8 protein-coding genes and 1 pseudogene are annotated in these 14,389 nt (G+C 70.0%); 1 reads left to right on the forward strand and 8 read right to left on the reverse strand.

Annotated features, from left to right (window positions below):
* Positions 1-4 precede the first annotated feature (4 nt).
* From CKY28_RS14690 to CKY28_RS14725, 8 genes and pseudogenes are all read right to left on the reverse strand, one after another.
* Positions 5-1,258 (reverse strand): dicarboxylate/amino acid:cation symporter, encoded by a 1,254-nt coding sequence (locus tag CKY28_RS14690; protein WP_095999092.1) that lies wholly within the window; start codon positions 1,256-1,258, stop codon positions 5-7.
* Positions 1,255-2,970 (reverse strand): annotated as a pseudogene (locus CKY28_RS14695) (glycogen debranching protein); the annotation flags it as partial. The gene CKY28_RS14690 and the pseudogene CKY28_RS14695, both read right to left, overlap by 4 nt.
* A 149-nt stretch (positions 2,971-3,119) precedes the next feature.
* On the reverse strand, positions 3,120-4,748 hold the full coding sequence (locus tag CKY28_RS14700) for an alpha-D-glucose phosphate-specific phosphoglucomutase (RefSeq protein ID WP_095999093.1): 1,629 nt from the start codon (positions 4,746-4,748) through the stop codon (positions 3,120-3,122).
* Positions 4,745-6,196: a glycogen synthase GlgA gene (gene glgA / locus CKY28_RS14705; RefSeq protein WP_095999094.1), complete on the reverse strand. Its 1,452-nt coding sequence runs from the start codon at positions 6,194-6,196 to the stop codon at positions 4,745-4,747. Before glgA ends, CKY28_RS14700 begins: the two co-directional genes overlap by 4 nt.
* A gap of 170 nt (positions 6,197-6,366) precedes the next feature.
* Positions 6,367-7,632: a glucose-1-phosphate adenylyltransferase gene (glgC, locus tag CKY28_RS14710; protein ID WP_095999095.1), complete on the reverse strand. Its 1,266-nt coding sequence runs from the start codon at positions 7,630-7,632 to the stop codon at positions 6,367-6,369.
* Positions 7,633-7,648: 16 nt separating this feature from the next.
* Positions 7,649-9,802 carry a 1,4-alpha-glucan branching protein GlgB gene (gene glgB, locus CKY28_RS14715; RefSeq protein ID WP_095999096.1) on the reverse strand — a complete coding sequence of 718 codons (2,154 nt, stop codon included), beginning with the start codon at positions 9,800-9,802 and terminating at the stop codon, positions 7,649-7,651.
* Positions 9,799-12,183 (reverse strand): glycogen/starch/alpha-glucan phosphorylase, encoded by a 2,385-nt coding sequence (locus tag CKY28_RS14720; protein WP_245841869.1) that lies wholly within the window; start codon positions 12,181-12,183, stop codon positions 9,799-9,801. The genes glgB and CKY28_RS14720 overlap by 4 nt, the downstream gene beginning before the upstream one ends.
* A 227-nt stretch (positions 12,184-12,410) precedes the next feature.
* Complete coding sequence (locus CKY28_RS14725) at positions 12,411-13,715, reverse strand: Nramp family divalent metal transporter (RefSeq protein ID WP_095999098.1); 1,305 nt, start codon at positions 13,713-13,715, stop codon at positions 12,411-12,413.
* Positions 13,716-13,808: 93 nt separating this feature from the next.
* On the opposite strand from CKY28_RS14725, the gene CKY28_RS14730 reads away from it, so the two are divergent.
* Positions 13,809-14,204: a DUF2147 domain-containing protein gene (locus CKY28_RS14730; protein ID WP_245841858.1), complete on the forward strand. Its 396-nt coding sequence runs from the start codon at positions 13,809-13,811 to the stop codon at positions 14,202-14,204.
* Positions 14,205-14,389 lie beyond the last annotated feature (185 nt).

A 14,389-nucleotide genomic window follows, 5' to 3' on the forward strand; every position in this document is an offset into this window, starting at 1 on the left:
GCGGCTAGCGGGCCAGCACTTCCGCCAGCCGCTCGCGGTCGAGCTTGCCTTCCCAGCGGGCGACGACGATCGCGGCGACAGCGTTGCCGATGAAGTTGGTGAGGCTGCGGCACTCGCTCATGAAGCGGTCGATGCCGAGGATCAGCGCCATGCCCGCGACGGGCACGCCGGGTACGATCGAGAGCGTCGCCGCCAAGGTGATGAACCCTGCGCCCGTGACGCCGGCCGCGCCCTTGGAGCTGATCATCGCGACGCCGAGCAGGAGGAGCTGGTCGCCCAGGCTGAGCTCGACGCCGACGGCTTGGGCGATGAACAGCGCGGCCAGCGTCATGTAGATGTTGGTGCCGTCGAGGTTGAACGAGTAGCCGGTGGGCACGACGAGCCCGACCACCGCGCGGTCGCAGCCCGCCTCCTCCAGCCGCTCCATGAGCGCAGGGAGCGCGGACTCGGACGAGGAGGTGCCGAGCACGAGCAGCAGCTCGGCCTTGAGGTACGCGATCAGCCGGAGGATCGAGAAGCCGTGCGCCCGCGCGATGCCGCCCAGCACGACGAGGACGAAGAGGAGCGACGTGCCGTAGAAGGTGGCGACGAGCCCGCCCAGGCGGACGAGCGACCCCGCGCCGTACTGGCCGACGGTGAAGGCGATCGCGCCGAACGCGCCGATGGGGGCGAGGCGCATGAGCATGTGCACGATGCGGAACACGACGGCCGACAGCCGCTCCAGCGTCGCGAGGAGCGGGCGCGCGGGCTCGCCGACGAGCGAGAGCGCTACGCCGAACAGCACGCCCACGAACAGCGTCTGGAGGATGGAGCCCGACGTCAGCGCGGAGACGAGCGTGTCGGGGATGATCCCGAGTAGGAAGCCGGTGACGCTCGTGTCCGCGGCCTTGCCGGCGTAATCGGCGACCGCGCCCGCATCGAGCGTCGCGGGATCGACGTTCATGCCCGCGCCGGGGCGGAGCAGGTTGGCGATGACGAGGCCGACGACGAGCGCGAAGCTCGAAACGACGAGGAAGTAGGCCAGCGCCTTACCTGCGACGCGGCCGACGGCGCGGAGCTCGCCCAGACCGGCGATGCCCACCGCCAGCGTCAGGAAGATGACGGGCGCGATCACGGTCTTCACGAGCTTGATGAAGCCGTCGCCGAGCGGTTTCAGCGCGCGGCCGGTCTCCGGCGCGAAATGGCCGAGCAATGCGCCGAGCACGATGGCGGCGAGCACCTGGAAATAGAGGTGCCGCCAGAGGGGGGTAGAGATCATGTCCGCGTGATCGTAACCGCCCGCGTGGCCCGGTCCACCCGGACGGTGACGCCGGGCAGGCGGAGCTCGAAGCCGTCGGCTTGGCGCCAGCGCTCGGGCGTCATCGGCTCGCCGTCGAGCGCGCGCCAGTCCGCCTCGTCGAGCAGCGTCACGTCCTCCAGGCGCGAGCCGGCGCGGGCGGCGGCGAGTGCTGCGATATAGTCCTCCAGCGCGCGGTCGCGGCCTTCCCAGTCGAGCCAGGAGAGCTCGTCCTGGCAATAGGCGTTGTTGTTGCCGCCTTGCGTGCGGCCGAACTCGTCGCCGGCGGTGAGCATGGGGGTGCCGAGGCTGGCGAACAGCGTGCCGAGCATCGCGCGGGCGGCGGCGTTCGGGTCGGGGTCGGTCCAGCTCACCTCGTCGGCGTGGCCGTCGCGGTTGCCTTCGCCGTTGGCCCAGTTCTCGCGGTGCGCGTAGGTCGCGACGTCGCGGAGCGTGAAGCCGTCATGCGCGGCGGCGAAGTTGACGGAGCGCCCGGCTGCGAACACGTCCGCCGAGCCGCACAGGCGTGTGGCGAGCACGCCGGCCGATCCGTCGCCGCGCCAGAAGCGGCGCACGTCGTCGCGGTAGCGGTCGTTCCACTCGAGCCAGGCGTCCGGGAAGCGGCCGAGCTGGTAACCGCCGGGGCCGGGGTCCCAGGGCTCGGCGATGAGCACGCGGGTGCTCAGCAGCGGGTCGGCGGCGATCTCGGCGAAGATGGGTGCTGCCGGGTCGAAACCGGGGCCTCGGCCAAGCACGGCGGCGAGGTCGAAGCGGAAACCGTCGACGCCGCACCGCGCGAAGTGACGCAGGGTGGCTAGCGTCAGCGCGCGGACGTGCGGGTCGGCGAAGTTGAGCGTGTTGCCGGTGCCCGTGTCGTTGATCAGCTCGCCGTGCGGGCCGCGGGCGTAGGCGTCGGGATCGAGGCCGCGCAAGGAGAGGGTGGGGCCGTGCGCGTCGCTCTCGCCCGTGTGGTTGAAGACGAGGTCGAGGATCACGCCGATTCCCGCCTCCCGTAGCGCGGCGACGATGGCGCGCAGCTCGGCGACGCCGCCGGGGACGAGCCGCGGGTCGAGCGCCATGGGCGCGACGGGATTGTAGCCCCAGGCGTTCACGAGCCCGAGCGGGGGCAGGTGGCGCTCGTCGATCGCGGCGGTGATCGGCATGAGCTCGACCGCGCCGACGCGGAGCTTTCGGAGGTGCGCGACGACGGCGGGATGGGCGAGCGCGGCGAGCGTGCCGCGCTGTTCGGGCGGTACGTCCGGGTGGCGCATGGTGAAGCCGCGGACGTTGAGTTCGTAGACGAGGCGGCCGGGGCGGAAGAGGGGCTGCTCGCAATGCGCATCGAACGGCTCGGGCACGATCGCGCGGGGCACAAGGTCGGCGGTGTCCGCGCCGTGGGTGGCGAGGCGGGGGTCGTAGGTGAAGCGGCGGTCGAGTTCCTGGGCGTACGGGTCGACGAGGAGCTTGGCGGGGTCGAACCAGCGGTCGTGCGCGGGAGCGTAGGGGCCTTCGGCGCGGTAGGCGTAGCGCTGGCCGGGGCGGACGTGGGGGACGTGGAAGGACCAGACGTCGCCGGTGCGGGACATGGGGAGGCGCTGTTCGGCGTCGCCGGTGAAGAGGCAGAGGTGGACGGCGGTGGCGTGCGGGGAGCGGACGGCGAAACGGGTGCCGGTGGGGTGGTGATGGGCGCCTAAATCCTCCCCCGCCCATGGCGGGGGAGGGGGACCAGCGTAGCTGGTGAAGGGGGAGCTACGGGATGCGGTATCCCGTTGCTCCCCCTCCACCACGCCCTGCGGGCGCGGTCCCCCTCCCCCGCTGTAAGCGGGGGAGGACTTTAGGTCGGTCACGTCACGACGTCCGGCGCCGTCCGCCCGGTGTGCCGCTCGATCCCGGCGATCTCCTCGGCCGCGGCAGTGATGTCGCGGAGCATGTCGGGGGTGTCGCGGTCGAGGTCGCCGCCCGCGGGCTCGTAGCGTTCCAGGTACACGCGCAGCGTCGCGCCGCTCGTGCCCGTGCCCGACAGGCGGAACACGACGCGGCTGCCGCCCCGGAAGAGCACGCGTGACCCCTGGTTGCGGCTGACGGAGCCGTCGGTCGGGTCCTCGTACGCGAACTCGTCCGCCGCCTCGACGGTGAGCGGGCCGAAGCTGCGGCCGGGGAGCGACGGCAGGCTCGCGCGTAAGGCGGCCATGAGCGCGTCGGCCCTCTCCGTCTCGACGCCCTCATAATCGTGGCGGGCGTAGTAGTTGCGGCCGAACCTAGCCCAGTGCTCGCGCGCGATCTGGTCGACGCTCTTGCCGGTCGCGGCCAGGATGTTGAGCCAGAGCAGCACCGCCCACAGCCCGTCCTTCTCGCGGACATGGTCGGAGCCGGTGCCCGCCGACTCCTCGCCGCAGATGGTCGCCATCCCGGCGTCGAGCAGGTTGCCGAAGAACTTCCATCCCGTCGGCGTCTCATAGGCGGGGATGCCCAACTCGGCCGCGACGCGGTCGGCGGCGGCGGAGGTCGGCATGGAGCGGGCGATGCCCTTCAACCCCGAGGCGTAGCCCGGCGCGAGATGCGCGTTGGCGGCGAGCATCGCCAGGCTGTCGGACGGTGTGACGAACCGCCCGCGCCCGATGACGAGGTTGCGGTCGCCGTCGCCGTCGGATGCCGCGCCGAAATCGGGGGCGTCCGGCCCCATCATCAGCTCGTACAGCTCCGCTGCGTGGACGAGGTTGGGGTCGGGATGGTGGCCGCCGAAATCGGGCAGCGGCGTGCCGTTCCGCACCGTGCCCGCCGGGAAGCCGAGGCGGCGTTCGAGGATTTCGTGCGCGTAGGGGCCGGTGACCGCGCTCATCGCGTCGAACGCCATGCGGAAGCCGCCATCCACCGCTTGGGCGATCGCCGCGAAGTCGAACAGGCGCTCCATCAGGTCGGCATAGTCGGCGACCGGATCAACTACCTCGACGGCCATGCCGGCGACCTGCACCTCACCGGGCGCGTCGAGGTCGATGTCGGGCGCGTCGACGGTGCGGTACTCGGCGATGTCGCGCGTGCGGGCGTAGATGGCTTCCGTCACCTTCTCGGGCGCGGGGCCGCCGTTCGCGATGTTGTACTTGATCCCGAAATCCTCGTCGGGGCCGCCGGGATTGTGGCTGGCGGACAGCACGAGGCCGCCCAGCGCCTCACGGATGCGGATCATGTTGCTGGCGGCGGGCGTGGAAAGGATGCCGCCGCGGCCGACCACGACGCGACCGAAGCCGTTCGCCGCCGCCATGCGGATCGCGACCTGGATCACCTCGCGGTTGAGGAACCGGCCGTCGCCGCCGATCACCAAGGTCGCGCCCGTCTTGCCTTCGATCGCGTCGAAGACGGACTGGATGAAGTTCTCGGCGTAGTGGGGCTGCTGAAAGACGCGGACCTTCTTGCGTAGGCCCGACGTGCCGGGCTTCTGGTCGGGATAGGCTTGCGTCGAGACCGTCCGGATCATTCAAGTCCTTCCACGAGGCTGGCGAAGAGCTGGGCGTAGCGGCGGCCGCTCGCTCCCCAAGAGAAGTCCTGGCGCATGCCGTTCTTCTGCATCTGCGTCCAGGGCGTGCGCCGGTCGTAGAGGTCGACCGCGCGGGTGATGGCGCGGGTGAGGTGCGGGAGCGTCACCTCGGGAAACTGGATGCCCGTCGCGACGCCCGCGGCGATCGCGGCTTCGTTGGCGTCGATCACCGTGTCGGCGAGCCCGCCCGTGCGCGCGACGATGGGCACGCACCCGTACGCCAGGCCGTAGAGCTGGGTGAGCCCGCACGGCTCGAAGCGCGAGGGGATCAGGATCGCGTCCGCGCCGCCCTGGAGCAGGTGGGAGAGCGCCTCGTCGTAACCGACCCGCACGCCGACGCGGCCGGGGAAGCGCTGGGCGGCCTCCCGGAACGCGGCTTCGAGCGCCTGATCGCCGCTGCCGAGCAGCGCGAGCCGGCCGCTCATGCCCACCAGCGCATCGACGGCGCTCGCGAGCACGTCCATGCCTTTCTGCCAGGTGAGGCGGCTCACCACGCAGAAGATCGGGCCAGGACCGGGGTCGAGCTCGAACCGCTGTTCGACGGCGCGCTTGTTGGCGGCGCGCTTGGGCAGCGTCCGGGCCGAGTAGCGGGCGGGGAGGGCGGCGTCGATCTCCGGGCTCCAGATGGCGGGGTCGATGCCGTTGACGATGCCGTGGACGCGTTCGCCCTTGGCGGCGATCAGGCCTTCAAGGCCCATGCCGAAGCGCGGCTCGCGGATCTCGTCGGCGTAGGTCGGGGAGACGGTGGTGACGGCGTCCGCCGCCTCCAGCCCCGCCTTGAGATAACCGACGCCGCCGTAATATTCGATGCCGTCGACCGACCAGGCGCTCTCGGGCAACCCGAGATGCGGGAAGATCTCGGCGTCGTAGCGGCCCTGGAACGCGATGTTGTGGACGGTGGCGACGGCCTTGGCCGCGCGGCCCGGGCCGGGGGCGAAGCGGAGATAGGCGGGCGCGAGCCCCGCCTGCCAGTCGTGCGCGTGGAGGACGGCGTAGGTGTGCCCCGGCACCGCGCCGCTCGCGAGGTCGGCGGCGGCGCGGGCGAGGGCGGCGAAGCGGCGCCAGTTGTCGTCCCAGTCGCGGCCCGTCGCGTCGGCGTATGGACCGCCGGGGCGGGCGAAGAGCTCAGGCGCGTCGAGGATCAGGAGGGGGTGATCGCCGAGCTTGCTTGCGAGCAGACGGGCGGGATGGCCGAGCAGGTCGGGCCATTGGTGGACGGCCTTGGCGCGCTTCGCCGCGGCGGTGACGGCGGGGTAGCCGGGGAGGAGGGTGGTGACCTGCACGCCGTGCGGGGCGAGCGCTGCGGGGAGCGCGCCGACGACGTCGGCGAGGCCGCCGGTTTTGACGAGGGGGTAGGCTTCGGAGGCGACGGAGAGGACGGAGAGCATGGCCTAAAGTCCTCCCTCGCCATGGGCGGGGGAGGGGGACCATGCGAAGCATGGTGGAGGGGGAGCTACGGGATGCGGCATCGCCCTGCACCCCCTCCACCACTCGCTACGCGAGCGGTCCCCCTCCCCCGCAACTGCGTTGCGGGGGAGGACCGAGGTGGCGTTTTCCGTCACCCCGCCAACCGATCGATCATCGGCTGCGTGATCAGGCAAATCCCCTTGTCCGTCCGCCGGAACCTACGTCCGTCGAGCTCGGGGTCGTCGCCCACCACCAGCCCGTCGGGGATCACCACGCCGCGGTCGACCACGACCTTGCGCATGCGGCTGCCCCGGCCGATGTGGCAGCCGGGCAGGATCACCGCCTCGTCGAGCATCGAGTAGCTGTGCGCGCGGACGCCGGTGAAGAGCAGCGAGCGGTGGATGCTCGACCCTGAGACGATGCAGTCGCCCGAGACCAGGCTCGCGACCGCGACGCCGCGCCTTCCGTCGACGTCGTGGACGAACTTGGCGGGCGGGGTCAGCTCCGAATAGGTCCAGATGGGCCAGCCATGGTCGTACAGGTCGAGCTCGGGGACAACGTCGGTCAGGTCGATGTTCGCCTCCCAATAGGCGTCCACCGTGCCCACGTCGCGCCAGTAGCTCTGCTGCTCCAGGCTGGATCGAACGCAGCTCGTGGAGAAACGGTGCGCCTGGGCGTGGCCGTGCTTGACGAGGTACGGGATCAGGTCCTTGCCGAAGTCGCGGCTGGAATTGGGGTCGTCGGCGTCGCGGCGGAGCTGCTCGATCAGGAAACGCGTGTTGAAGGCGTAGATGCCTAAGCTGGCCAGCGCATAGTCGGGATTGCCGGGAATGCCGGGCGGGTCCTTGGGCTTCTCGACGAAGGCAGTGACGCGGTCGGTCTCGTCCACCGCCATCACGCCGAAGCCGGTCGCCTCGCGGCGCGGCACCTCCATGCACGCGACGGTGACGTCGGCGCCGCTGTCGACATGCTGCTGGAGCATGATCTCATAGTCCATCTTGTAGATGTGGTCGCCCGCGAGGATGACGATGTACTCGGGCGGACCGTAGCTCTCGATGATGTCGATGTTCTGGAACACGGCGTCGGCCGTGCCCTCGTACCACTGGAACTCGGAGATGCGCTGCGAGGCGGGGAGGATGTCGAAGCTCTCGTTCCGCTCGGGGCGGAGGAAGGTCCAGCCGCGCTGGAGGTGGCGGATCAGCGAGTGCGCCTTGTACTGGGTCGCGACCGCGACGCGGCGGATGCCGGAGTTGATGGCGTTCGACAGCGCGAAGTCGATGATGCGCGACTTGCCGCCGAAATAGACGGCGGGCTTGGCGCGGACGTCCGTCATCTCGTGGAGGCGCGACCCGCGACCGCCGGCGAGGACGTACGCCATCGCGTCGCGGGCCAGAGGTTGGCGGTGCCGGTCGGTCATCGGTTCTCTCCCGTTCTTATCCTTCATATTCCAACATGATCGTCGCGAGCGGCGGCAGCGTGACCCAGGCCGCGCCGTCCTTGGCCTCGACGCCGCCCATGTTGCCGCAGCCCGAGCCCCAGTAATCGTGCGCGTCCGAGTTCACGATCTCGCGCCAGCGGCCCGAATGGGGCAGCGGCACGCGATAGGGCGCGCGGGCGACGGGGGTAAGGTTGGCGATCACCGCGACGGGCGGGCTGTCGGGCGCCTTCCGTAGCCACGCGAAGACGCTGTTCGCGGCGTCGTCGACGACCAGCCACTCGAACCCTTCCGGCTCGCAGTCGCGCGCGTGGAGGGCGGGGCGGTCGCGATAGGCGCGGTTGAGATCGCGCACCAGCTTGCGCACGCCCTCGTGCGCGGCGCTGGCCCGCAGCTCCCAGTCGAGCGCGCGGGCCTCCGACCATTCGCGGCGCTGGGCGAACTCCTGGCCCATGAAAAGGAGCTTCTTGCCCGGATAGCCCCACATCATCGCGTAGAGCGCGCGGAGGTTGGCGAACTTCTGCCAATCGTCGCCCGCCATCTTGTTGAGCAGCGAGCCCTTACCGTGGACGACCTCGTCGTGGCTCAGCGGCAGGACGTAGTTTTCCGACCAGGCGTAGGTCAGGCCGAAGGTGAGCTCGTTGTGGTGGTAACGGCGGTGGACGGGCTCCTTGCTGAAATACTGGAGCGTGTCGTGCATCCAGCCCATGTTCCACTTGAAGCCGAACCCCAAGCCGCCCTCGTGCGTGGGCGCGGTGACGCCGGGCCAGGCGGTCGACTCCTCGGCGACCGTGAACACGCCGGGGTGGCGGCCATAGACCTCGCGGTTGACCTGCTGGAGGAAGCGCACCGCCTCCCAATTCTCGCGGCCGCCCTCCTGGTTCGGGATCCACTCGCCCGCGCGGCGGGAATAGTCGCGGTAGAGCATGGAGGCGACCGCATCCACGCGAAGCCCGTCGACATGGTAGCGCTCGGCCCAGAACAGCGCGTTGTTGACGAGGAACGACGCGACCTCGCGCCGCCCGAAATTGTAGATCGCGGTGTTCCAGTCGGGGTGGAAGCCGAGCCGCGGGTCCTCATGCTCGTAGAGCGCGGTGCCGTCGAAGCGCGCGAGCCCGAACGCGTCGGTGGGAAAGTGGGCGGGAACCCAGTCGAGGATGACGCCGACCCCTGCGCGATGCGCGCCGTCAACGAAGCGGGCGAAGCCTTCGTGATCGCCGAAGCGGGCGGACGGCGCGTAGAGGCCGGTCGTCTGATAGCCCCAGCTCGGATCATAGGGGTGCTCGGAGACGGGCAGGAACTCGATGTGCGTGAAGCCCATCTCGACGGCGTAGGGGATGAGGCGGTCGGCGAGATGGTCCCAGGGCAGGAACCAGCCATTCTCGTCGCGGTCCCAGGAACCCGGATGGACCTCGTAGATGCTGACGGGGACGCGGCGGGGGTCGACCTTGCTCCACGCCTCCCGGTGCGCCGCGTCCTGGAACTCGTGGTGCGGCGGGCCGGTGACGATCGAGGCGGTGGCGGGGCGGAGCTCGGCGGCGAAGGCGTAGGGGTCGGCTTTGAGCGGCTGGAGCTGGCCGTCGCCGCCGACGATCTCGAACTTGTAGTGCCGGCCCGAACGGATGTCGGGGACGAAGATCTCCCACACGCCCACGTCTTGGCGGTGGCGCATGGCGTGGCGGCGGCCGTCCCAGTCGTTCCAGTCGCCGACCACCGCGACGCGCTGCGCGTTGGGCGCCCAGACGGCGAAGTGGACGCCTTCGGCGCCCTCATGCTCGATCAGGTGCGCGCCGAGCTTGTCGTGGAGGCGGAAGTGCGTGCCTTCGCCCATGAGCAGGTCGTCGACAGGGCCGAGCACGGGGCCGAAGCTGTAGGGGTCGGTGGCCCACCACTCCGCGCCATGGCCGCGGGCGCGGTACTTGACCGGTTGCGGGTCGCCCTCGACCACGCCCTCGAACAGGCCCCGCTCGTCGATCCGTTCCAGCTCGCCCAGGCTCGCGCCGCCGAGCGTGAACGCCTCCACCTCCTCCGCGCCGGGTACGAGCGCGCGGGCGAAGGTGCCGGCGGGGCCGCGGTGCAGCCCGAGCAAGGAGAATGGATCGGCGTGGCGGCCCTCGAGAAGCGCGTCGATCGCCGATCCCGGCGGCCTCACATGACGCCCCAGATGTCGCGGGCGTATTCGGCAATGGTGCGGTCGGACGAGAACCAGCCGACATTGGCGATGTTGCGGATCGCGCTCGCCCGCCAGCCGGGCTGGTCGCCCCAGCGCCGGTCCACCTCGCGCTGCGCCGAATGATAGGCGTCGAAGTCGGCGGCGACCATGAACCAGTCATGATCGTAGAGGCCGTTCATCAGGTCGCGGTAGCGGTGGGGATCGTCGGGCGAGAAGACGCCCGTCGCGATCGCCTTGACCGCCTGGGCCAGCTCGCGCGATCCCTCGATCATCGCGCGCGGCACGTAGCCGTTGGCGCGCTTGGCCGCGACTTCCTCGGCGGTGAGGCCGAAGATGACGATGTTCTCGTCGCCGACGCGGTCCTTGATCTCGATATTGGCGCCGTCGAGCGTGCCGATCGTCAGCGCGCCGTTGAGCGCGAACTTCATGTTGCCCGTGCCCGACGCCTCCATGCCGGCGGTCGAGATCTGCTCCGACAGGTCGGCGGCGGGGATGATCTTCTCGGCGAGGCTGACATTGTAGTTGGGGATGAACACCACCTTCAGCAGCTCGCCCACCGCCGGGTCGGTGTTGACGCGCCGCGCGATGTCGTTCGCGAGTTTGATGATCAGCTTGGCGTTGTGATAGCTCGACGCCGCCTTGCCGGCGAAGATCTTCACGCGTGGGCTCCAGTCGCGCTCGGGATGCGAGCGGATCTGGTCGTAGAGCGCGACCGTCTCGACGAGGTTGAGGAGCTGGCGCTTATACTCGTGGATGCGCTTGATCTGGACGTCGAACAGCGCGTCCGGGTCGAGGCGGAGCTTCATGCGGTCACGCAGGAAGCTGGACAGCGCCTCCTTGTTGGCGCGCTTCACGCCCGCGACATGCTCCTGGAGCGCGGCGTCGCCGGCATGGGCGTTCAGCTCCGACAGCTTCTCCGCGTCGTCGAGGAAGCCGGGGCCGATCACGTCGGACAGGATGCCGCACAAGCCGGGATTGCACTGCTGCAGCCAGCGGCGCGGCGTAATGCCGTTCGTCTTGTTGTTGATCCGCTCCGGATAGAGGCGGTGCAGATCGGCGAAGACCGTCTGCTTCATCAGGTCGGTGTGGAGCGCGGCGACGCCGTTGACCGAGTGCGAGCCGGCGAAAGCGAGGTTCGCCATGCGAACGCGGCGCTCGCCGCCCTCGTCGATAAGGCTGATCGTCGATACCGCGCGGTCGTCGGCGCCGCTACGGCGCGCTTCGCGCAGCACGCGGGCGTTGATCGCGTAGATCAGCTGCATGTGGCGGGGCAGCATGCGCTCGAACAGGGGCAGCGGCCAGCTCTCCAGCGCCTCGGGGAGGAGCGTGTGGTTGGTGTAGCCGAACGTGCCCTTGGTGATCTCCCACGCCTCGTCGAAGTCGAGCTCATGATGGTCGATGAGGAGGCGCATCAGCTCGGCGACGGAGACGGCGGGGTGCGTGTCGTTGAGCTGGATCGCGGCCTTGTCGGGCAGCGTGCGGACGTCGCCGAAATACTGAACGTGGCGGCGGACGATGTCCTGGATGGAGGCGGAGGAGAAGAAATACTCCTGCCGAAGCCGCAGCTCCTGGCCCGCGGGGGTGGAGTCGGCGGGGTAGAGGACGCGCACCAGCGTCTCGGCGCGGACCTGGCCCTGGAGCGCGCGCTCGTGATCGCCGGCGTTGAACGCATCGAGGCGGATCGGGTCGAGCGCGCGCGCGGTCCAGAGGCGGAGCGTGTTGACCCGCTTGCCCCGCCAACCGACGGCGGGCGTGTCGACGGCGATGGCCTGCACGGCCTCGGCGGGCTTCCAATGCGCGCGGCCGGCGTCGGTCGTCTCCACCTCGCCGCCGAAGCCGACTAGATAGGCGCTCTCGCGGCGCTCGAACTCCCACGGATTGCCGTGGGCGAGCCAAGTTTCGGGCAGCTCGACCTGCCAGCCGTCGTCGATGCGCTGGCGGAACATGCCGTTCACGTAGCGGATGCCGTAGCCGTAGGCGGGCAACTCGAGGGTCGCCATCGACTCCATGAAGCAGGCGGCGAGCCTCCCTAAGCCGCCATTGCCGAGTGCTGCGTCGGGCTCGATCTCCTCGATCTCGGCCAAGTCGACGCCGAGGCTGGCGAGCGCGCGCGTGATCTCGTCGGTGCGGCCGAGATTGGCGATCGCGTCGCGGAGCAGGCGGCCGATCAGGAACTCGAGCGACAGATAATAGACGCGCTTGGCCCCGGCCGCGTGCGCGGCCTTGGTGGACGCCATCCAGCGCTCGATGATGTCGTTGCGCACGGTCAGGATGGTGGCCGCGAGCCAATCGTGCGGACGCGCGGCTTGGGCGTCCTTGCCGATGCGATGGACGAGCGTGTCGAGGATCTGCTCCGCCAGCGGATCGGCGGGCGCGTGCGTCTGGGGCGCGACGGGCGCGGGGGCGAGGGCGTTCACGGTAAATCCGGATGATGGGGCGCGGCCGGACGGCCGGGCTTGGGAGGGAAGATCACCCGGTAACAACCGCTACCGAATGGGGCGGGTTCCTCTCCCGGCACGCTCTCGACGGCGCTGCTCACGACACAGGTTAGAACAGACTTGGCCCCGCCCGGCAAGTGCGGGGCGGCTCAGAGGACCATCCCCGCCAGGAGCGTCACGTTCAGCGCGATGATCACCGCCGCGACGACCCAGGCGACCGATTTCAGCCAGGCGGGGCTGGCGAAGCGGCCCATCAGCTTCCGGTCGCTCGTGAACCGCACCAGCGGCACGATCGCGAAGGGGAGCTGGAGCGAGAGGATCACCTGGGACAGGATCAGGAGCTGCGTCGCGCCGCTGTCGCCCGCGGCGGCCACGACGATCACGGCGGGGATGATGGCGAGGCCGCGGGTGATGATGCGGCGGAGCCAGAAGGGCAGCTTCAAACGTAGGAAGCCCTCCATCACGATCTGGCCGGCGAGCGTGCCCGTCACCGTCGAATTCTGGCCCGACGCGAGCAGCGCCACGCCGAACAGGATGCTCGCCAGCCCCGTGCCGAGCATGGGCGCGAGCAGGCGATAGGCTTCGTCGATCTCCGCCACGTCCGTCCGTCCGGCGACGTGGAAAGTCGACGCCGCCAGGATCAGGATCGCCGCGTTGATGAAGAAGGCGAGGCCGAGCGCGACCGTCGAGTCCACCGTCGCCCAGCGGATCGCGTTCGCCTTGCCCGCGTCGTCGCGCTCGAAGGCGCGGGTCTGGACGATGGAGGAGTGGAGGTAGAGGTTGTGCGGCATCACAGTGGCGCCCAGGATGCCGATGGCGATGTAGAGCTTGGTGGGATCGGTGACGATCTCCGGCGTCGGCACCAACCCGCGCAGCACGTCGGGCATATAGGGCTGCGACAGGATCAGCTCGAAGGCGAAGCAGCCCGCGATGATCGCGAGAAGCGCGATGATGAAGGCCTCCAGCTTCCTAAACCCGTAGCGCTGGAGCGCGAGGATCAGGAACACGTCGAGCGCGGTGATCACCACGCCGGCGGTGAGCGGGATGCCGAACAGGAGCTTGAGCGCGATCGCGGTGCCCAGCACCTCCGCCAGGTCGCAGGCGATGATCGCGATCTCGCAGAGCACCCAGAGCGCGAGGGCGACGGGCTTGGAGTAGTTGGCGCGGCATGCCTGCGCCAGGTCCATCCCCGCCGCGATGCCGAGCCGGGCGGACAGCGCCTGGAGCAGCATCGCCATGAGGTTGGAGAGCAGGATGACGGAGAGCAGCGCGTAGCCGAACGCCGAGCCGCCCGCGATGTCGGTGGCCCAGTTGCCCGGGTCCATGTAACCGACCGCGACCAGATAGCCGGGCCCGAAGAACGCGCCGACGCGCCGCCACCGGGAGCCGGTGGTGTGCACCTCCACCGTGCCATGGACCTCCGGGAGCGACGGCGCGAGGGGCTGGGAGCTCATCGCGGACCCGCTTGGCGGATCGGGCGCGATACGGCAAGGCTCGGCCGTATCTCGAATGGACGGACCTGCATGCGCTTCCCCCTTCTTCCCGGAATGCTGTTCCTCGCAAGCGCCGCCCAGGCGGCCCCGCCGATCGCGGGCCGCTGGGTGACGCAGGAGGGCGACTCGATCGTGACGATCGGCCCCTGTGGTAGTGGGGGCGGAGACCAAACGTGCGGGCGGATCACGACGTTCCTGCGCCGGCCGGACACGCCGAACCCGACCGACCGTAATAACCCGGACCCGGCGTTGCGGAGGCGGCCGGTGCTCGGGCTGGCGGTGCTGACGGGCTTCACCGACCAGGGCAAGGACTGGCGCGGCCGCATCTACGACCCGCGCTCGGGCAAGAGCTACAAGTCGATCCTGAGCCGCAACCCGGACGGCACGCTGAAGGTGCAGGGCTGCATCGCGTTCATCTGTCGTACGCAGACGTGGCGACCGGCGCGATAGGGGCGCTGAAGGTAACGAAGGTAAGCGTATGTCGGCGTGAAAACGCGACGAAGCGAGTGCCGGGCTCCTCCGTTCATTCAGCTTGCGCTGCGACGACGGGCTTGGGGCTGACGATTCGAAAGAGCGGCGGCCCGGTCGGGGCCGAGTCGCCGAGGAGCATGGCACGGGTTGAGGGCTATAGGACA

Origin of the sequence: Sphingomonas lenta (assembly GCF_002288825.1) — a bacterium.
Taxonomy (GTDB): Bacteria; Pseudomonadota; Alphaproteobacteria; order Sphingomonadales; family Sphingomonadaceae; genus Sphingomonas; species Sphingomonas lenta.